This window comes from Elioraea thermophila (ex Habib et al. 2022), assembly GCF_003336755.1.
Taxonomy (GTDB): Bacteria; Pseudomonadota; Alphaproteobacteria; order Acetobacterales; family Acetobacteraceae; genus Elioraea; species Elioraea thermophila.
Genome location: NZ_QMDI01000002.1, coordinates 564,092 through 582,626, shown reverse-complemented (window position 1 = coordinate 582,626; position 18,535 = coordinate 564,092). Strand labels below are relative to the sequence as shown.

Sequence of the window (18,535 nt, the reverse complement as noted above, 5' to 3'; positions counted from 1 at the left end):
GGCGCCAGGGAGAGGGGACGCGGGTCAGGCGGCGATGCGGCGGACGAGGAAGGTTGCTGCCGTGCCGCTGTCGGCCACGCACTCGATCGCGATCTCGTCCCACTGCGCCGTCGTCGCGATCGGCCCTGTGGCCGGGGCGAAGGTGACGCCCGACCCTGCGGTCGCGGTCAGGTTCCCGGTGCCGACCCGGCGCAGCAGGCAGGAGAAGCCCTTGCCGAGCCCTGCCGGCAGGGTGAGGGTGACGTCCGTCGCCCCGCCCTCGAGCACGCGCCCGTTGTCGGCTGCGGTCAGCGTTCGGCTCGCCGTCACAGCCGTGTAGGAGGTGCTGGAAGCGACCACTGCGATGGTGGCCTGGCGGGTCGCGCCGCTGCCCGAGTAGCTGACGGAAATGTTCGCGCCCGCGACCAGCATGCCTTCGACTTGACTCCGCGTCGCCGCGGCGAAGTCGCTGATGTCGGCGGAGGCGTGACCGTGCGTCGCCGGTGCGGCGCCGATGGTGGCGCGGGCCTGGGCGGCGTCGGTGTCGTCGAGCAACGAGCGGGCGAAGGAGGTAAGGGGGGTGAGCGAGGCGGTGTTGGCGCCGGTGTAGAAGGCGATGCGATCGGCCGCCGGGGTGAGGTTGTCGATCGCGTCGATCGCGGCCGGGAGGTCGGTGATGGCGCTCCAGGCGACCGAGCCGCCGCCTGAGCCCGCCTCGTCCGGAGCGGGCGCCCAGGCCGAGCCGTTCCACTTCAGCACTTGGCCGGTCTGCGCGCCTGCCTGGTCGAGCCGGGCGGGCGGGATCTGGCCGACGATGTCGGCGACGCCGTGGGTGTGGGAGGCGGGGGCGAGACCGGCGCGCAGTTGGCCGACCGTCACCTTGCGCGTGGTGCCGGACTGGTTGGCGACGAGCTCGTCGCCGGCCTGGGCGGACGAGGCCGCGGGAAACTGCGAGATCCTCTGGCCAGACATGGAGCGAAATCCTTCTCAGTGGGCGGAGGCGAAAGGGGGAAGGGCGCGCGGCGCGGCTCCGCTCTCGACGGGAGCGGGGGCTTTGCGCTAAGGGGCGCCTAAGCGTCGGCGATCGGGCGGCGCGTCGGGCTGCCGTAGCTCAGTGGTAGAGCACTCCCTTGGTAAGGGAGAGGTCGAGAGTTCAATCCTCTCCGGCAGCACCATCGCCGGTTCGGAGCGGTGGCCTCAGACGATCGGGGCGACCGTCACTGTCGTGCCGGTGTGGGCGGTCACGTGCAGGATGGAGAAGGCATCCGCGCTGCGGGCAAGGATCATGTCACCGCGGCGCACGAGATGGGCCGCCGGGTTGAAATAGCCCGCGGCGAGAAGCTGCGCCCGCGTATCCGTGTCGTTGCGGTAGTGCCACAGCGTGAAGCCGTTGGCGTAGGCGAGCACGGAGAGGCTCTGGATCTCGAAGGGCATCGATCGGCTCCTGCGGTTGGTCGGAGGGCAAGGGGCTGAGGGGGGCGCCGCACCTCAATCGGCGAGGACGAAGGCTCCGTTTTCGGCGAGGATGGGCAGGCCGTTCTCGGCCAGGATGGCGCCCGTCGGGATCGCCGGAGGTGGCGGCGGCTCACCCCCGGTTAGGGATTGCAGCGTGACGCCGGTTGGGCTGGCCGTTGCGACGAAGGCGATCGCTGCACCGTCGCGGGCGGAAATCAGCACCACGTCGTCGCGTCGCAAGCGGGCCAGCGCCGGGTCGAAGTAACCGGGGGCGAGGACGGCGCCGACCGTGTCCTCGACGGAGGAATAGTTCCAGAGCGTGCAGCCGGCCGCGTAGGACAGCACGGCGAGGTTCACCGGCACGAACGCCATCGGCTCGAGGTTCCCGAAAGGGCAGCACCGACCCCGCCCGAGGGGCGGGGCCGGCGGCAGGTTGCGCGGAGGAAGGGAGGGCGTCGGGGCGGGCGGGGACACACCACGCCCGTGACGGTCGGCAGAGTGCCTAGGAGCGACGTCCACGTCAAGGAAAAAAATCACAGAAGCGATGTCGGCCGATGCCGCAATGCTCTTGTCATGGTCCGAGCGTGCAAACGTGCTAGGAAGCGCCGTGGCCGGTTTCGCCGATGCCGTCGCCTGACGACGCCTTCGAGGGAGAGACCCAGATGACGCCAGCCCCTGCTTTTCGCCGCCGTCGCCTGCTCCGCGGGCTTGCGGCCGTCCTCCTTGGTCTCCTTCCGCTCGCCGAGGCGCGCGCTCAGGCGCCGACGCTGAACGTCTTCAACTGGACCGACTACATCGATCCCGCGGTGGTGGAGCGGTTCACCCGCGAGACGGGGATCCAGGTCCGCTACGATGTCTTCGACAGTCTCGAGACGCTGGAGGCCAAGCTGCTCGCTGGGCGCTCCGGCTACGACATCGTGGTGCCGACCAACGAGCCCTCCTTCTCGCGCCTGATCGCTGCCGGCGCCCTGCAGCCGATCGACCGCGCGCGGGTGCCGAACTGGGCCAATCTCGATCCTGCGCTGATGAAGCAGCTCGAGACCTCGGATCCCGGCAACCGTCACGGCGCGATCTACCTCTGGGGCACGATCGGCCTCGCCTACAATGTGGGCCGGGTGCGCGAGCTTGCGCCCGATGCGCCGAGGGATTCCTGGCGTCTCCTGTTCGATCCCGCCGTGGCGCGCCGACTTGCCCCCTGCGGCATCGTGATGATGGACAGCCAGATCGACGTCATCCCCTCGGTGCTGCGCTTCCTCGGCCTGAACGTGAACTCGACCGCCGAGGCCGACCTGCGCCGGGTTGAGCAGACGCTGATGGGGATTCGCCCGCACATCCGCACCTTCGCCTCGGGCGGCGCGATCGAGCTTCTCGCCTCCGGCCAGGCCTGCCTCGCCTTCACCTACTCGGGAGACGCGATCCAGGCGGCGGACCGCGCACGCGAAGCCGGCCGCGGCGTGGAGATCCGCTACGTCGCGCCGAAGGAAGGCGCGCAGCTCTGGTTCGACGTGCTCGCCATCCCGCGCGATGCGCCGAACCCCGCCGCCGCGCACCGGTTCATCGACTTCCTGTTGCAGCCCGACGTGATGGCGGCGATCACCAACGCTGTGCACTATCCGAACGCGGTGCCCGCCTCCAAGCCCTTGGTGGAGGAGGCGATCAAGAACGACCGCAACGTCTATCCGTCGGAGGAGGACTTCGCCCGCTTCTTCACCGTGACCGCCGTGCCGCAGGCGGCGGAGCGGGCGCGTTCGCGCCTGTGGGCGCGCTTCAAGGCCGGACGCTGATCGATCTGCCCTCGGAACGGTGCAGCAGGCGAACATCGCCCGCCCCGGCTCGGCCGAGCCCTGGCGTGACCCGGAGGCCGAGCCCTATGTCCGGATCCTGAACGTCACCAAGCGCTTCGGCGCGACGGTGGCGGTGGACGACGTCTCGCTCGACATCTACCGCGGCGAACTCTTCGCCCTGCTCGGCGGCTCGGGGTCGGGTAAGACGACGCTTCTGCGCATGCTCGCGGGCTTCGAGCGCCCCGATTCGGGCCGCATCCTGCTGGATGGACAGGATGTGGCGGACGTGCCGCCTTACGAGCGGCCCGTAAACATGATGTTCCAGTCCTACGCGCTGTTCCCGCACATGACGGTGGAGCAGAACATCGCCTTCGGGCTGAAGATGGACGGGCTGCCGAGGGCCGAGATCCGCGACCGCGTGGCGGCGATGCTCGACCTGGTCCAGTTGAAAGGCTTCGAGAAGCGTCGCCCGCACGAGCTTTCGGGCGGCCAGCGCCAGCGCGTGGCGCTGGCGCGCTCGCTCGTCAAGCAGCCGAAACTGCTGCTGCTCGACGAACCGTTGGGCGCGCTCGACAAGAACCTGCGCGAGCAGACGCAGTTCGAACTGGTCAGCATCCAGGAGAAGCTCGGCATCACCTTCATCATGGTCACGCACGACCAGGAGGAGGCGATGACCATGGCGACGAGGCTCGCCGTGATGAACCACGGCTACCTCGCCCAGGTGGGCACGCCCGCCGAGGTGTACGAATACCCGCAGTCGCGCTTCGTCGCCGAGTTTCTCGGCACCGCCAACGTGTTCGAGGGGCTGATCCGGGCGGAAGGTCCTACCGGCGCGCTGATCGAATCGACCGAGTTCGACGCCTTCTTCCAGAGCGACACCGATCCGCCCAAGCCCGAAGGGGCACGCGTCTTCGTCGCCGTTCGGCCCGAGAAGATGCGCATCCGCCGCGCGGAAGCGGGCGAGATGGCGGGCACCAACCGTCTGATCGGCACCGTGCGCGACATCGCCTACTATGGCGACTTCTTCATGTTCGTCGTCGAATTGCCCGAGGGGAAGAGCATTCGCGTCAGCCGCCCCAACCTCGCACGCCTGACCGAGCTCCCCATCACCTGGGATGATCGGGTGGCGGTGGAGTGGGAGCCCTTCGCCACCGTGGTGCTGCCGGAATGAGGCTGCGGCTGCCGTCGGGACGGACCCTCGTCCTCGCCCTGCCGTTCCTCTGGCTCGGTCTCTTTTTTCTCGCCCCGTTCCTGATCGTCGCCAAGATCGCGCTGTCGGAAGGCGCGCTCGGGATCCCGCCCTACGCCCCGCTGCTGCGCTGGACCGACGAGGGCGTGCTGACCATCGTGCTAAACTTGGGCAATCTCGCCACGCTCGTTTCGGACTCGTTCTACATCGAGGCCTATCTCCGTTCGCTCCGCGTCGCCGCGATCTCCGGCGTGCTCTGCCTGCTGATCGGCTACCCGATGGCCTACGCCATCGCCCGCGCGCCCGAACATCGCCGCAACCTGCTGCTCATGCTCGTCGTGCTGCCGTTCTGGACGAGCTTCCTGCTCCGCGTGATGGCCTGGATCGGCCTGCTCGCCGACAACGGCGTGGTCAACAATCTCCTACTCGGCCTCGGGCTCGTTTCGCAGCCGGTCGCACTTCTCTACACCGACTTCGCACTCTACGCCGGCATCGTCTACTGCTACCTGCCGTTCATGGTGCTGCCGCTCTACGCCACCCTCTCGAAGCTCGACCCCGTGCTGCTGGAGGCGGCGGCCGATCTCGGCGCACGACCCTGGCGCGCCTTCCTCACCGTCACCCTGCCGCTCTCTCTGCCCGGCATCATCGCCGGCTTCATGCTGGTGTTCATCCCGGCGGTCGGCGAATTCGTCATCCCCGAACTGCTCGGGGGCCCGGGGGCGCAGCTCATCGGCCGCGTGCTTTGGACCGAGTTCTTCCAGAACCGCGACTGGCCGATGGCTTCGGCTCTGGCCGTGGTGTTGCTCCTTCTGCTCGTGCTGCCCATCGCCTGGTTCCAGCACGTGCAGGGGAAGGGGGCGCGATGAGCCGCCGGCTCGGCCGGCTCGGGCTTTTCCTCGGCGTCGGCTACGCCTTCCTCTACATCCCGATCGCGCTGCTCGTCGTCCTCTCCTTCAACGATTCCCGCCTGATCACCGTCTGGTCGGGCTTCTCCTTCCGCTGGTATGTCGCGCTGTGGAACAACGAGCGTCTGATCGACGCGGCGCTGCTCTCCTTGCGCATCGCCGCGGTCGCCGCCACCGGAGCGACCGTGATCGGCATGGCGGCCGGCTTCGCCCTCGCCCGTTTCGGCGCCTTCCGCGGGCGCGGACTGTTCGGTGCCATGGTCGCCGCCCCCCTCGTCATGCCGGAGGTGATCACCGGCCTCTCCTTGCTCCTCCTCTTCGTCGCCCTTGCCGAAAGCGTCGGTTGGCCTGCCGAGCGGGGGGTGACCACGGTCACCATCGCGCACATCACTTTCGCCACCGCCTACGTCGCGGTGGTGGTGCAATCCCGCCTCGCCGACTTCGACCGTTCGCTCGAGGAAGCCGCCCTCGATCTGGGTGCGCGGCCCTGGAAGGTGTTCCTGCTGATCACCCTGCCGTTGATCGCACCCGCCCTGGCCTCGGGCTGGCTCTTGGCCTTCACCCTCTCGCTCGATGATCTGGTCATCGCCTCCTTCACCTCGGGCCCCGGCGCCTCGACGCTGCCGATGGTGATCTTCTCCGCCCTCCGCCTCGGGCTCACGCCCGAACTGTTCGCGCTCGCCACCGTGATCATCGTCGTGGTCAGCCTGGGCCTCTTGGTTGCCTTGAAGCTGGGGCGGGTTGCCTCGGCCCGGGTCGGGGGGTAGCGTCCGCGGCTCGATCCCGCCTCGCTCGGACGCTTGCCATGTCGCTCACCGCCGCCCGTCTCGACCGCATCTCCCCCTCGCAGACGATCGCCATCAGCCAGAAGGCGCGCGCACTCGCCGCCCAGGGGCGCGACATCATCAGCCTCTCCGCCGGCGAGCCCGACTTCGACACGCCCGCCAACGTCAAGCGCGCGGCGATCGCGGCGATCGAGCGCGGCGAAACCAAGTACACCGACGTCTCCGGCACCAAGGCGCTGCGTGAGGCGGTGTGCGCCAAGTTCCGCCGCGAGAACGGCATCGACTACGCGGTCGACGAGGTGATGGTCTCGACGGGCGGCAAACAGGTGATCTTCAACGCCATGCTGGCCACACTCGACCCGGGCGACGAGGTGATCATCCCGACCCCCTGCTGGGTCTCCTACCCCGACATCGTGAGCCTCGCCGAAGGCAAGCCGGTCTTCGTCGCCTGCCCGCAGAACAACGGTTTCAAGCTGCGCGCCGAGGACCTGGAGGCGGCGATCACGCCGCGCACGAAATGGTTCATCCTCAACAACCCCTGCAACCCCACCGGCGCTGCCTATTCCGCAGACGAACTGAAGCCGCTCACCGACGTCCTGCTTCGCCACCCGCATGTCTGGGTGTTCACCGACGACATCTACGAACACCTCGCCTATGACGGCTTCAAGCCGGCCACCGTGGTGCAGGTCGAACCGCGGCTGAAGGAACGCACGCTGACGATGAACGGCTGCTCCAAGGCCTACGCCATGACCGGCTGGCGCATCGGCTTCTGCGGCGGACCCAAGGCGCTGATCAAGGCGATGGACAAGCTGCAGAGCCAATCGACCTCCAACACCTCCTCGATCAGCCAGGCGGCGGCGGTGGAGGCGCTCACCGGCCCGCAGGACTTCATCGCCGAGATGGTCGCCGTCTATCGCGAACGGCGCGACCTCGTCGTCGCCGCCCTCAACGAGTGCCCAGGAATCGTCTGCGGCAAGCCGGAGGGCGCGTTCTACGTCTTCGCCTCCATCCACGGCTGCCTGGGCAAGACCTCGGCGGGCGGGCGCAAGATCGAAACGGACGAGGATTTCGTCACCGCTTTGCTGGAGGAGGAAGGGGTGGCCGCTGTGCACGGCACGGCCTTCATCGCCCCCGGCCACATGCGGATCTCCTACGCGACCTCGACCGAAGCGCTGCGCGAGGCCTGCGCCCGCATCAAGCGGTTCTGCGAGGGGCTGCACTGAGCGACGGTGCGGGGGAGGGGAGGGTGCCCGCGCTCGCCGCACGGCTCGCCGACGTCGCGGTCTCGGCCTCGGTGACGATGACGGTGCGCGCGCGGGCGTTGCGCGCGGCCGGCCACCGCGTGATCAGCCTCGCCATCGGCGAACCCGACTTCGATACGCCCGCGCACGCCATCGAGGCCGCGCATCGCGCCGCCCTCGCCGGCGACACGCACTACCCGCCGCAGGACGGCACGCCCGCGCTGAAGGAGGCGATCCGCCGCAAGTTCGCCCGCGACAACGGGCTCGACTACGCCCTAGACGAGATCATGGTGGCGAACGGCGGCAAGCAGATCATCGCCAATGCCTTCCTCGCCACCATCGATCCGGGGGACGAGGTACTCATTCCTGCACCGTACTGGATATCCTATGCCGACCAGGCGAAGTTCGCCGGCGGCGTGCCGCGCTTCGTCGCCTGCCCGCAGAACAACGGCTTCCGGTTGCGCGCCGAGGACCTCGCGGCGGCGATCACGCCGCGCACCAAGTGGGTGGTGCTGAACAGTCCGAACAATCCCTCCGGTGCCGCGCTCGGCGAGGAGGACCTGCGCGCCATCGCCGAGGTGGTGCGACGCCACCCCCATGTGTGGGTGCTCTCGGACGACATCTACGAGCACCTGATCTACGACGGCTTCCGCTTCGCCACCCTCGCCCAGGTGGCGCCCGATTTGCGCGACCGCGTGCTGACGGTGAACGGTGCTTCCAAGGCCTATGCGATGACGGGCTGGCGGATCGGCTTCTGCGGCGGCCCGCGCGCCCTCATCAAGGCCATGGTCAACGTGCAGGGCCAGCTCACCTCCGGCGTGTGCACGGTGGCGCAGGCGGCGGCCGCTGCCGCGCTCGACGGCCCGCAGGACGTGCTCGGCGAGCGCGCCGAACTCTACCGCCGCCGGCGCGACCTCGTGGTCGCGATGCTGAACGAAGCACCGGGCCTCTCCTGTCACCGCCCGGAAGGCGCGTTCTATGTCTATCCTTCCGTCGCCGGTCTGATCGGACGCACCACGCCGGCGGGGCGTCGGCTCGAGACCGATCTCGATGTCGCGATGGCGCTGCTCGAGGAGGCGCATGTCGCGGTGGTGCACGGCGGAGCCTACGGGATGAGCCCCTATGTCCGCATCAGTTATGCCACCGACGAGGAAAGCCTGCGCGAGGCCTGCGCGCGGATTGCGGACTGGTGCGCGCGGTTGCGGTGACGGGCGTCCAGGTTCGTCCCGGCAGGGACGAGGACGCGGAAGGGTTCATCGCGCTGATCGGAGCGTGCTGGGCCGAGTACCCGGGCTGCGTCCTCGACGTGGACGGCGAGGTGCCGGAATTGCGCGCGCTCGCCTCCCATTTCGCGGCCAAGGGCGGGGCGCTGTGGGCGGCCGAGCTCGAGGGCTCCATCATCGGCATGGTCGGGATTGCGCCCGCGGCCCTGGAGGAGGCGTGGGAACTCTCCCGGCTCTACGTTGCTGCCCGCCACCGCGGCACGGGGTTGGCCGCTCACCTCCTGGCGCTCGCCGAGCACCATGCGGTGGCACGCGGCGCGAACCGGCTCCTGCTATGGAGCGATACGCGCTTCACGCGCGCGCATCGCTTCTACGAGAAGCACGGCTGGCAGCGGACTGGCGAGACGCGGTCGCTCGCCGATCTCTCGGCCACCGTGGAGTTCCGTTTTGAAAAGGCGGTCGCTTGCGGTGGGCGGACCAGAGGGTGAGGAAACGCCGGAGCGCGGCCACCGTTTCCTCGAGCTCCTCATCGGCGAGGTCATGCTCGGAAAAATTGCTTCGCCGCTCGGGTGACGATCGAGCCGGAAACCGGGGGCGGCGCGGAGCAGGATCTCCTGTCGGTGGAGGGACGGGGAAGCGATCACGGAGCGAGCCCGGGGGGAACGACAGGGCGGCGTGCGCGAAACGCTCCGGAATCGGCAGGATCGAGTGGGTCACGGGACGCTCAACCCGCGTCAGATGGCCGAGGGCGATACGGTCTGCGACGCCAGCCGCACGCTCTAGGGTGGATGGGGTGCCGTGGCGGTGCACGACGACGGGATCCGCCCCACGATTTCGCGCGGGCAGCGCTGGCGCCCGGCTGGGCGGCAGGTGGCCGAGGTGAGAGGAGCAAACAGGCAGTCGCGCCATCCAACCGGAGGCCGCATCCTGCGTGATGTGTAAGCGCGGCGACCCGGCGCGAAGATTGATCTCGCGTCAGGCCAAGCGCCCGCGCTGGCGAAGAGCGGCCCGGCGCGACGACGGCATGACCCTCCGAAAAGTCGCAACGGTCAGCTGACGGAGGGTCGGCAAAACGTCGGCACGCGGAGAAAAAAGAGCCCCGCGACCTGGCGGACGCGGGGCAGTCAACAGGGAGGCTTCACGTCTGGGAGACGAAAAGGGTCCGAAGACCCAAGCTTCCGGCGAAACCGCGCCGGAACCTGCACGGCCTAAGGCCGAAACCGGAATGCACTAACGAATGCCGACGTCCCGATCCCTCGTTGTTATCATCGATGCTGCGAAGATAACAAAACATCGGCCGTGTTGCATCGCGAAAATGCAGAGACGGACATGCGGGTGCTGCATAGCCCAGTCCACAACCTATACGAGTGCGAGCGCCGCCTGTCCACCCCTGAGCCGGCGCCCGGCACGCCGCCTCGCGGTCAGGCGGCCGTGCGCTCGGCCAATTCAGCCAGCAGGAAATCGCGGAACACCGCCACACGCTTCGAGTTCCGGAGCTCCTCCGGATACACGAAATAGGCCTCCACCTTCGGCGCCTTGAGATCGGGCAGAAGGCGCACGAGCCCCTCCTCGTGCTCGACCAGGTAATCGGGCAGGGCGGCGATGCCGAGCCCGCTTTTCACCGCGAGCAGCAGGCCGAGGATCGAATTCATCTCCAGCACGGGCTTGCGCGGCGTGCCCGGCCGGCTGCCCGCCTCGAGAAGCCAGTTGATGTCCGGCACCGGCGGGTGGTGGCCACCGAAGACGAGCAGGCGGTGACGGTCGAGATCCTCCGCCCGTTCGGGCACGCCTGCGCTCTTGAGATAGTCGGGTGAGGCGACCACCACCCAGCCCATCGTCATCAGGTGGCGTTGGATCAGGTCGGGCTGACGCGGCGGATGCATCCGGATCGCCACGTCCGCCTCGCGCATCGCGAGATCGAGGTCCTGGTCATCCAGCACCACGGACATGGTGATCTCGGGGTAGCGATCGAGGAAGGCCTTGATCCGCGGCGCAAGCCAAGTCGAGCCGAAGGCGACGGTGGTGGTCACCTTGAGCCGGCCGGTCGGCTTCTCCTTGCTTTCGGTGAGCAAGGCCTCGGTCATCGCCAGCTTGGCGAACACCTCGCGCACGGTGCGGTTCAGAGTCTCGCCCTGCTCCGTCAGGATCAGGCCCCGCGCGTGGCGGTGGAACAGCGGCACCTGCAGCGCCTCCTCGAGGGCCGAGATTTGGCGCGACACCGCGGATTGCGACAGGTTCAGCGCCTCGCCGGCATGCGTGAAGCTGCCGGCCTCGGCCACCGCGTGGAACACGCGCAGCTTGTCCCAGTCGATCATCGCCGCGTCCTACCTCCCTTGTCTTGCTGGCCGGCCGCGCCCCCGTCGCCCCGGGCCTCGACCCGGCTGTCTCCCCTTTCGCGCTCCCCTCGCCCGGCTCAGGCTTCGGCGAGCGCCGTGGCGGGGATGGAGGCGAGGTATCGTTCCGCCTCCAAGGCCGCCATGCAGCCCGTGCCGGCCGCCGTCACCGCCTGGCGGAACACCTTGTCCTGCACGTCGCCAGCGGCGAACACGCCGGGGATGGAGGTGCGGGTCGAGCCGGGCACGGTGACGACATACCCTTCGGCGTCGAGCTCGAGCTGGCCGCGCACGAGGCCGGTGTTGGGTACGTGCCCGATGGCGATGAACACGCCATCGACCTCGATCTCCCGCGTCTCGCCGGTCGTCACGTGACGGAGCCTGAGCCCGGTGACGCCAAGCGGGTCGTCGCTGCCGAGAATCTCGTCCACCACGTGGTTCCAGATCACCGAGATCTTCGGGTTGGCGAACAGGCGGCTCTGCAGGATCTTCTCCGCCCGCAGGGAGTCGCGGCGATGGATGAGCGTGACCTCGGCCGCGTGATGGGTGAGGAACAGCGCCTCCTCGACCGCCGAGTTGCCGCCGCCGATCACGGCGACCTTCTTGCCGCGAAAGAAGAACCCGTCGCAGGTGGCGCAAGCCGAGACGCCGAAGCCGCGAAACTTCCGCTCCGAGGGCAGGCCGAGCCACCGCGCCTCGGCGCCGGTGGCCAGGATGAGCGTATCGCCGCGATAAAGACGCCCCGAGTCGCCGTTCGCCTCGAAGGGCCGGCGTGACAGGTCGACGGAGACGATGATGTCCTCGACGATCCGCGCGCCGACGTGCTCCGCCTGCAGGCGCATCTGCTCCATCAGCCACGGCCCCTGCACGGGTTCGGCGAAGCCCGGATAGTTCTCGACATCGGTGGTGATGGTGAGCTGCCCGCCCGGTTGCAGGCCGCAGACGACCACAGGGCGGAGGGCGGCGCGCGCGGCGTAGATTGCCGCCGTGTAGCCCGCAGGGCCGGAGCCGATGATCAGCACCGGCGTCGCAATCGTTTCGCTCATTCCTCGTCCTTCCCCGGACAGGATATTGCGTGCACCTAGCGCGGGACAAGGCGAAGCGACGAGGCGGCCTTTGCCGGCCGGCAACCTTGTAATAATCTTGCGCGGCCAAGCCACGGAACGAACGGACGATCGCGATGCGCAAGACGCCGCCCGATCAGCCCCCCCTGCTCGACCAGATCGACCGGCGAATCCTCGCCGAACTGCAGGAGGACGGGCGGATGACCAACGTCGAACTCGCCCGCCGCGTGGGTATCTCGGCCCCGCCCTGCCTCAGGCGGGTGCGCCGCCTTGAGGAAGCGGGGGTGATTCGCGGCTACCACGCCGACACCGATCCCGCCCTGCTCGGCTGGCAGGTGATGTTCTTCGCCATCGTCGGGCTGGAGAGCCAGAAGCAGTCCGTCCTCGATGCCTTCGAGCAGATGGTGGGCGCGTGGCCCGAAGTGCGGGAATGTCACATGATTCGGGGCGGCGGAGACTTTATCCTCAAGCTGGTTGCCCGGGACACCGCGCACGAGAACGAGTTGACGCGCAGGCTCACGGGTGCGGCCTCCGTCGCTCGCGTCACCACGCTGCAAACCATCCGAACGGCGAAGGACGCGGCCGGGGTGCCGATACCGCCGGAGTGAGCCGGCCAGAGAGGAAAGGCATCGACCACGATGAGACTGCAGGGGAAGACCGCGATCGTCACCGGCGCCGCGTCGGGCATCGGGCGCGCGATCGCGGAACGTTTCGCCAACGAAGGAGCCAAGGTCGCGCTCGCCGACCTCAACGCCGAGGCAGCGGAAGCCGCGGTCGAAGGGATTCGTGGCGCGGGCGGCGAGGCGATGGCGGTCGCGATGGACGTCGCCGACGAGGGGGCGGTGAACGCGGGCGTCCAGCGGGTGCTCGACGCCTGGGGTAAGGTGGACATCCTGGTCAGCAACGCCGGCATCCAAATCGTCAAGCCGGTGGAGCAGTTCAGCTACGCCGAGTGGCGACAGATGATCGCCATTCATCTCGACGGCGCCTTCCTACTCACCAAGGCCTGCCTGCCGTCGATGTACGCGAACCGGTTTGGGCGTGTGATCTACATGGGCTCGGTGCACTCCAAGCTCGCCTCGCCCTTGAAGGCGCCCTACGTGGCGGCGAAGCATGCGTTGCTGGGCCTCGCCCGCGTCGTCGCCAAGGAGGGCGGGCCGAAGGGGGTGACGGCGAACGTCATCTGTCCGGGCTTCGTGCGCACGCCGCTCGTCGAGCGGCAGATTCCCGATCTCGCCCGCCAGTACGGCCTCAGCGAAGAGGAGGTGGCGCGGACGGTGATGCTGAAGGACACGGTGGACGGCGAGTTCACCACCGTCGACGACATCGCCGAGATCGCCGTGCTGTTCGCCGCCTGGCCCAACGCCGCGCTCACCGGGCAGAGCCTGATCGCCTCGCACGGCTGGTGCATGGAGTGAGGCGGGGGCGGTGGAGGCGGTTACAGACGCCGCACGGCCAGCGCCGCGCCCTCCAGGGCCTCCAGGATTTCCGCCCCGTGCGCCCCGTCGCGCGCCTCGATCAGGAGGTCGAGTTCGGCCGCCCGTACCGAGGGGGCGGCGAACAGGCGCTGGTGCTCGACCTCGATGATGTTGCCGCCCGCGCGCGCGATCCGTCCCGCGATGTCGGCGAGCACGCCCGGGCGATCGGGGATGTCGAGGCTGACGCGCAGGAGACGTCCGTCGCGCACCAGGTTGCGCAAGAGCACGTTGGCGAGGATCCGCGCATCGAGGTTCGCCCCGCACAGGATGGTGCCGACGCGCAGCCCCGCGAAGAGGGGCGCATGGGCGAGCACGGCGGCGATGCCGGCCGCTCCGGCCCCCTCCGCCACCAGTTTCGCCTCCTCGATCAGCAGCCCGATCGCGGTCTCGATCGCGGTCTCGGGCACGACGAGCACGCGCTCGACATGCTCGCGGATGATGGCGAATGGGGCCTCGCCGATGTCGCGCACGGCGATGCCTTCGGCGATGGTGGTGCCACCGACGCGAACCGGCTCGCCGGCGAGGCGTTGCGCGCAGGCAGTCCAGCCCTCGACCTCGACGCCGATCAGGCGAGGGGAGTTCGGCCTCCCCTGCGCGGCCAGGGCAGCCCCGGCGATCAGCCCGCCACCGCCGACGGGGACGACGAGCACGTCGAGATCGGGATGGTCGTCGAGGAGCTCCGCTGTCGCCGTGCCCTGGCCGGCGATCACCGCCGCGTCGTCGTAGGGGTGGATCAGCACGAGTCCCCGCTCGGCCTGCAACCGACGCACCTCTTCTGCGGCTTCGACCAGGGTCTCGCCGGCGAGCACCACCTCCGCGCCGTGGGCGCGGGTGCGCGCGACCTTCGCGTTCGGCGTATGTCGCGGCATCACCACGGTGGCGGGGATGCCGAGCCGGGCCGCGTGATAGGCCACACCCTGCGCGTGATTGCCGGCGGAGAGCGTGATGACGCCGCGTCGCCGCTCCTCCTCCGAGAGGAGAAGCAGACGGTTCAGGGCGCCCCGTTCCTTGAAGCTGCCCGTTCGCTGCAGCGTCTCGAGCTTCAGCACGAGGGAGCCGACGCCGAGGCGTTGCGCCAGGGCCGGCGAGGGAACGGCGGGCGTCCGTAACACACCACCCGCGATCCGTTGCGCCGCTGCGTCGACCGCGCGCGGATCAGCCGCCACGGTCACAACACCCCGCGCCATATGCGCCGGTTGGATCGCGTCGCCACGGCGTTCGGGGAGCGTGTCAGCTTGCCGAGGCCAGGCTCAACCGAAGCTGACCGCGACGATCTCGTAGCTCTTCGCCCCACCCGGTGCGGGCACCTCGACCACGTCGCCGACCTTCTTGCCGAGCAGCGCGCGGGCGAGGGGGGAGGAGATGCTGATCAGCCCCTTCTTGATGTCGGCTTCATCCGCACCGACGATGCGCCAGGTCTTCTCCTCCTCGGTCTCCTCGTCGAGCAGCGTGACCTTGGCGCCGAAGGAGACCGTGTTGCCGGAGAGCTTGGAGATGTCGATCACCTCGGCGGCGGCGATGCGCGCCTCGAGCTCCGCCACCCGTCCCTCGATGAAACTCTGCCGTTCGCGCGCGGCGTGATACTCTGCGTTCTCCGACAAGTCGCCGTGCGAGCGGGCCTCCGCAATGGCGCGGATCACGGCGGGACGTTCGACGGTCTTCAGGTAACGCAGTTCCTCTTCGAGCTTCGCGAGCCCTTCCGCGGTCATCGGAAATTTCTGCACGGCGGAACCTTTCCGTCCTCGTGTCCTGGCGTGACGACCGAACTTTTGATCGTCACCCGGCCACGCTCGGCCGGGCGACGAAACGAACACGCCACCTCCGCCGCCGCGCGGCGGGGCGCGCATCCGCCCTAGAACGATCCGCGAAAATACGACTGAAGGGGGGCCACTTCAAGAGTGCCCGCTTTCAGCGCGGCGATCGCATGCACCGCGGCGCGGGCGCCGGCCAGCGTGGTGTAGTGCGCCACGTGATGGGTGAGGGCGGAGCGCCGGATGTCGAAACTGTCGGACACGCTGCGGCCACCCGACGTGGTGTTGATGACGATCTGGAACGCGCCCGACTTGATCGCATCGACGCAGTGCGGTCGGCCCTCGAGCACCTTGTTCACCACCGCGACCTCGAGCCCCGCCTCGCGGATGGCCGCCGCCGTGCCCCGCGTCGCCGCCACCTTGAATCCCATGTCGACGAGCCGGCGCGCGAGGGCGACGGCCGCCGGCTTGTCGCCGTCCTTCACGCTGATGAAGGCCGTACCCTCGAGCGGGAGCCGCACGCCGGCGCCGATCTGGCTCTTGGCGAAGGCGCGCTCGAAACTCGAATCAAGCCCCATCACCTCGCCCGTCGATTTCATTTCGGGGCCAAGGAGCACGTCGACGTTGGGAAAGCGCGCGAAGGGAAACACGCTCTCCTTGACCGCCACGTGGCGGCTCACCGCCTCGTCGTCGAGCCGGAAGGCGGCGAGTTTCGCCCCCGCCATCACCTTCGCCCCGATCTTCGCCACCGCAACCCCGGTCGCCTTGGCGACGAAAGGAACGGTGCGCGAGGCGCGCGGGTTGACCTCAAGCACATAGATCGCGCCGTCCTGGATCGCGTACTGCACGTTCATCAGGCCGACCACCTTCAACGCCTTGGCGAGCGCCTCCGTTTCGGCGCGCAGTTCGGCGACGATGGCGGGCGAGAGCGAATAGGGCGGCAGCGAACAGGCGGAGTCGCCGGAGTGGATGCCGGCTTCCTCGATGTGCTCCATCACCCCCGCGACGTAGACGGTCTCGCCATCCGCGATGCAGTCGACATCGACCTCGATCGCGTCGTTCAGGTAGCGGTCGATCAGCACCGGGTTGTCGCCGGAGACGCGCACCGCCTCGCGGATGTAGCGGGCAAGCGCCGCACGATCGTGCACGATCTCCATCGCCCGCCCACCGAGCACGTAGGAGGGGCGGATCACCACCGGGTAGCCGATGCGCTCCGCCACCGCTTCCGCCTCCTCCGCCGAACGCGCGGTGCCGTTCTCGGGCTGACGCAAACCGAGCCGCTTGAGGAGCTCCTGGAACCTCTCGCGGTCCTCGGCGATGTCGATCGCCTCAGCCGAGGTGCCGAGCAGCGGGATCCCGGCCTCGGCGAGCGCCTTGGAGAGGCGAAGTGGTGTTTGCCCGCCGTACTGCACGATGCAGCCGAGCAGCGCGCCGCGCTCCGCCTCGCGCCGGACGATGGCGATCACGTCCTCGGCGGTGAGCGGTTCGAAGTAGAGACGATCGGAGGTGTCGGGGTCGGTGGAGACCGTTTCCGGGTTGCAATTGACCATGATGGTCTCGAAGCCGGCCTCCTTGAGCGCGTAGGCGGCGTGCACGCAGCAATAGTCGAACTCGATGCCCTGGCCGATGCGGTTTGGGCCACCGCCGAGGATCACCACCTTGGTGCGATCGGAGGGATCGGCCTCGCATTCCGGCGGCGCGAGCGTGGTCCCCTCGTAGGTCGAGTACATGTAGGGCGTGAGGCTCTCGAACTCGGCCGCGCAGGTGTCGATGCGCTTGAACACCGGGCGCACGCCGAGCCTTTCGCGCAGCCGCGCGACGTCGGTTTCCTTCACGCCGGCGAGGTGGGCGAGGCGGCGGTCGGAGAAGCCCATCGCCTTCAGACGACGCAACGCCGCCGCTTCGCGCGGCAGGCCCGCCGCGCGCACCATTGCCTCAGTCTGCACGATCTCCTCGATCTCGCGCAGGAACCAAGGATCGTAGCGCGTCGCCTGGTGCACTTCCTCCACCGTGAGCCCCTCGCGAAAGGCTTGCGCCACGGCGAGGATCCGATCGGGTGTGGGCGTGGAGAGCGCGGCGAGGATTTCGCCCCTGTCCGCGCCCACGAGTTCCTCCACCTCGTCGAAGCCGGCAAGCCCGGTCTCCAGGCTGCGCAATCCCTTCTGGATCGCTTCGGCGAAGGTGCGGCCGATCGCCATCGCCTCACCGACCGACTTCATGCTGGTGGTGAGAAGCCTCGGCGTGCCGGGAAACTTCTCGAAGGTGAAGCGCGGCATCTTGACGACGACGTAGTCGATCGTCGGTTCGAACGACGCCGGAGTGACCCGCGTGATGTCGTTGGCGAGCTCATCCAGCGTGTAGCCCACGGCGAGCTTGGCGGCGACCTTGGCGATCGGAAACCCGGTCGCCTTGGAAGCGAGTGCGGAGGAGCGCGAGACGCGCGGGTTCATCTCGATGATCACCATCCGCCCCGAGGCGGGGTCGATGGCGAACTGCACGTTCGACCCGCCGGTATCGACGCCGATCTCGCGCAGGCAGGCGATGGAGGCGTCGCGCATCCGCTGATACTCCTTGTCGGTCAGCGTCAGCGCCGGCGCGACGGTGATCGAATCGCCGGTGTGGATGCCCATCGGATCGAGGTTCTCGATCGAGCAGACGATGATGCAGTTATCGGCGCGGTCGCGCACGACCTCCATCTCGAATTCCTTCCACCCGAGCACGCTCTCCTCGATCAGCACCTCGCGCGTGGGCGAGGCGTCGAGACCGCCCGAAACGATCGCCTCGAATTCCTCCATGTTGTAGGCGATGCCGCCCCCCGTGCCGCCCAAGGTGAAGGACGGGCGGATGACCGCCGGCAGGCCGACGAGCTTCAGCGCCTCCTTCGCCTCGGCGAGGCTGTGCGCGATCGCGCTTCTTGGGCTCTCGATGCCGATCCGGCTCATCGCGTCGCGGAACTTCTGCCGGTCCTCGGCCTTCTCGATCGCCTCGCGCTTGGCTCCGATCAGTTCGACGCCGTAGCGATCGAGCACGCCCGCATCGGCGAGTTTCATCGCCGTATTCAGCGCCGTCTGCCCGCCCATGGTGGGAAGCAGCGCATCGGGGCGTTCGCGCGCGATGATCTTCTCCACCATCTCCGGGGTGATCGGTTCGATGTAGGTCGCATCCGCGAGCCCCGGGTCGGTCATGATGGTCGCCGGGTTGGAGTTGACCAGGATGACGCGGTAGCCCTCGGCCTTCAGCGCCTTGCAGGCCTGCGCGCCCGAGTAGTCGAACTCGCAGGCCTGGCCGATGACGATGGGGCCGGCGCCGATGATCAGGATGCTCTCGATGTCGGTGCGCTTCGGCATG

The 18,535-nt window shown here is 68.7% G+C and carries 17 protein-coding genes and 1 tRNA gene; 10 read left to right on the top strand and 8 right to left on the bottom strand.

Annotated features, from left to right (window positions below; all coding sequences use genetic code 11):
* Positions 1-24 precede the first annotated feature (24 nt).
* Complete coding sequence (locus DWB05_RS04615) at positions 25-951, bottom strand: hypothetical protein (RefSeq protein WP_114375458.1); 927 nt, start codon at positions 949-951, stop codon at positions 25-27.
* A gap of 128 nt (positions 952-1,079) precedes the next feature.
* Between DWB05_RS04615 and DWB05_RS04610 the strand changes: the two genes are divergently transcribed.
* A tRNA-Thr gene (locus DWB05_RS04610) sits at positions 1,080-1,154 on the top strand.
* Between the two features lie 22 nt (positions 1,155-1,176).
* Here the strand turns inward: DWB05_RS04610 and DWB05_RS04605 are convergent.
* Complete coding sequence (locus DWB05_RS04605; protein ID WP_114375456.1) at positions 1,177-1,413, bottom strand: hypothetical protein; 237 nt, start codon at positions 1,411-1,413, stop codon at positions 1,177-1,179.
* 54 nt (positions 1,414-1,467) lie between these two features.
* Positions 1,468-1,806 (bottom strand): hypothetical protein, encoded by a 339-nt coding sequence (locus DWB05_RS04600; RefSeq protein WP_114375454.1) that lies wholly within the window; start codon positions 1,804-1,806, stop codon positions 1,468-1,470.
* A gap of 290 nt (positions 1,807-2,096) precedes the next feature.
* On the opposite strand from DWB05_RS04600, the gene DWB05_RS04595 reads away from it, so the two are divergent.
* The 7 genes from DWB05_RS04595 to DWB05_RS04565 are packed head-to-tail and all read left to right on the top strand — an operon-like array spanning position 2,097 to position 9,049.
* Complete coding sequence (locus tag DWB05_RS04595; protein WP_114376556.1) at positions 2,097-3,218, top strand: polyamine ABC transporter substrate-binding protein; 1,122 nt, start codon at positions 2,097-2,099, stop codon at positions 3,216-3,218.
* A 19-nt stretch (positions 3,219-3,237) separates the two neighbouring features.
* Entirely contained in the window at positions 3,238-4,389 is a 1,152-nt protein-coding gene (locus DWB05_RS04590) for an ABC transporter ATP-binding protein (protein WP_114375452.1), read from the top strand.
* On the top strand, positions 4,386-5,273 hold the full coding sequence (locus DWB05_RS04585; protein WP_114375450.1) for an ABC transporter permease subunit: 888 nt from the start codon (positions 4,386-4,388) through the stop codon (positions 5,271-5,273). Before DWB05_RS04590 ends, DWB05_RS04585 begins: the two co-directional genes overlap by 4 nt.
* The gene (locus tag DWB05_RS04580; protein ID WP_114375448.1) at positions 5,270-6,079 is read left to right on the top strand and encodes an ABC transporter permease subunit; all 810 of its coding nucleotides are present in this window, start codon (positions 5,270-5,272) and stop codon (positions 6,077-6,079) included. Before DWB05_RS04585 ends, DWB05_RS04580 begins: the two co-directional genes overlap by 4 nt.
* A gap of 38 nt (positions 6,080-6,117) precedes the next feature.
* Positions 6,118-7,320, top strand: coding sequence for a pyridoxal phosphate-dependent aminotransferase (locus DWB05_RS04575; RefSeq protein WP_114375446.1), 1,203 nt, complete (start codon positions 6,118-6,120; stop codon positions 7,318-7,320).
* 23 nt (positions 7,321-7,343) lie between these two features.
* Positions 7,344-8,546: a pyridoxal phosphate-dependent aminotransferase gene (locus tag DWB05_RS04570; RefSeq protein WP_114375444.1), complete on the top strand. Its 1,203-nt coding sequence runs from the start codon at positions 7,344-7,346 to the stop codon at positions 8,544-8,546.
* On the top strand, positions 8,528-9,049 hold the full coding sequence (locus tag DWB05_RS04565; RefSeq protein WP_232818383.1) for a GNAT family N-acetyltransferase: 522 nt from the start codon (positions 8,528-8,530) through the stop codon (positions 9,047-9,049). The genes DWB05_RS04570 and DWB05_RS04565 overlap by 19 nt, the downstream gene beginning before the upstream one ends.
* 933 nt (positions 9,050-9,982) lie before the next feature.
* Here DWB05_RS04565 and DWB05_RS04560 read toward each other — a convergent pair.
* Positions 9,983-10,876 (bottom strand): LysR family transcriptional regulator, encoded by an 894-nt coding sequence (locus DWB05_RS04560; RefSeq protein WP_198669048.1) that lies wholly within the window; start codon positions 10,874-10,876, stop codon positions 9,983-9,985.
* A gap of 98 nt (positions 10,877-10,974) precedes the next feature.
* Positions 10,975-11,940 carry a thioredoxin-disulfide reductase gene (gene trxB / locus DWB05_RS04555; protein WP_114375442.1) on the bottom strand — a complete coding sequence of 322 codons (966 nt, stop codon included), beginning with the start codon at positions 11,938-11,940 and terminating at the stop codon, positions 10,975-10,977.
* 134 nt (positions 11,941-12,074) lie between these two features.
* On the opposite strand from trxB, the gene DWB05_RS04550 reads away from it, so the two are divergent.
* Together DWB05_RS04550 and DWB05_RS04545 are read left to right on the top strand one after the other, a co-directional pair.
* Positions 12,075-12,566: an Lrp/AsnC family transcriptional regulator gene (locus tag DWB05_RS04550; protein WP_114375440.1), complete on the top strand. Its 492-nt coding sequence runs from the start codon at positions 12,075-12,077 to the stop codon at positions 12,564-12,566.
* A gap of 30 nt (positions 12,567-12,596) precedes the next feature.
* Positions 12,597-13,376 (top strand): 3-hydroxybutyrate dehydrogenase, encoded by a 780-nt coding sequence (locus DWB05_RS04545; RefSeq protein ID WP_114375438.1) that lies wholly within the window; start codon positions 12,597-12,599, stop codon positions 13,374-13,376.
* Between the two features lie 20 nt (positions 13,377-13,396).
* Here the strand turns inward: DWB05_RS04545 and DWB05_RS04540 are convergent, their stop codons facing one another.
* The 3 genes from DWB05_RS04540 to carB form a co-directional block, all read right to left on the bottom strand.
* The gene (locus tag DWB05_RS04540; protein WP_114375436.1) at positions 13,397-14,623 is read right to left on the bottom strand and encodes a threonine ammonia-lyase; all 1,227 of its coding nucleotides are present in this window, start codon (positions 14,621-14,623) and stop codon (positions 13,397-13,399) included.
* 63 nt (positions 14,624-14,686) lie between these two features.
* A complete protein-coding gene (gene greA, locus DWB05_RS04535) occupies positions 14,687-15,160 on the bottom strand; it encodes a transcription elongation factor GreA (RefSeq protein ID WP_114375434.1) in 474 nt (157 codons plus the stop codon).
* A gap of 128 nt (positions 15,161-15,288) precedes the next feature.
* Entirely contained in the window at positions 15,289-18,534 is a 3,246-nt protein-coding gene (gene carB / locus DWB05_RS04530; protein WP_114375432.1) for a carbamoyl-phosphate synthase large subunit, read from the bottom strand.
* Between the last annotated feature and the right edge of the window lies 1 nt (position 18,535).

Bases quoted from the DNA above. Each gene is read 5' to 3' on its own strand.
- DWB05_RS04615 (WP_114375458.1), bottom strand. From the start codon at position 951: ATGTCTGGCCAGAGGATCTCGCAGTTTCCCGCGGCCTCGTCCGCCCAG.
- DWB05_RS04605 (WP_114375456.1), bottom strand. From the start codon at position 1,413: ATGCCCTTCGAGATCCAGAGCCTCTCCGTGCTCGCCTACGCCAACGGC.
- DWB05_RS04600 (WP_114375454.1), bottom strand. From the start codon at position 1,806: ATGGCGTTCGTGCCGGTGAACCTCGCCGTGCTGTCCTACGCGGCCGGC.
- DWB05_RS04595 (WP_114376556.1), top strand. From the start codon at position 2,097: ATGACGCCAGCCCCTGCTTTTCGCCGCCGTCGCCTGCTCCGCGGGCTT.
- DWB05_RS04585 (WP_114375450.1), top strand. From the start codon at position 4,386: ATGAGGCTGCGGCTGCCGTCGGGACGGACCCTCGTCCTCGCCCTGCCG.
- DWB05_RS04580 (WP_114375448.1), top strand. From the start codon at position 5,270: ATGAGCCGCCGGCTCGGCCGGCTCGGGCTTTTCCTCGGCGTCGGCTAC.
- DWB05_RS04575 (WP_114375446.1), top strand. From the start codon at position 6,118: ATGTCGCTCACCGCCGCCCGTCTCGACCGCATCTCCCCCTCGCAGACG.
- DWB05_RS04560 (WP_198669048.1), bottom strand. From the start codon at position 10,876: ATGATCGACTGGGACAAGCTGCGCGTGTTCCACGCGGTGGCCGAGGCC.
- trxB (WP_114375442.1), bottom strand. From the start codon at position 11,940: ATGAGCGAAACGATTGCGACGCCGGTGCTGATCATCGGCTCCGGCCCT.
- DWB05_RS04550 (WP_114375440.1), top strand. From the start codon at position 12,075: ATGCGCAAGACGCCGCCCGATCAGCCCCCCCTGCTCGACCAGATCGAC.
- DWB05_RS04545 (WP_114375438.1), top strand. From the start codon at position 12,597: ATGAGACTGCAGGGGAAGACCGCGATCGTCACCGGCGCCGCGTCGGGC.
- DWB05_RS04540 (WP_114375436.1), bottom strand. From the start codon at position 14,623: ATGGCGCGGGGTGTTGTGACCGTGGCGGCTGATCCGCGCGCGGTCGAC.
- carB (WP_114375432.1), bottom strand. From the start codon at position 18,534: ATGCCGAAGCGCACCGACATCGAGAGCATCCTGATCATCGGCGCCGGC.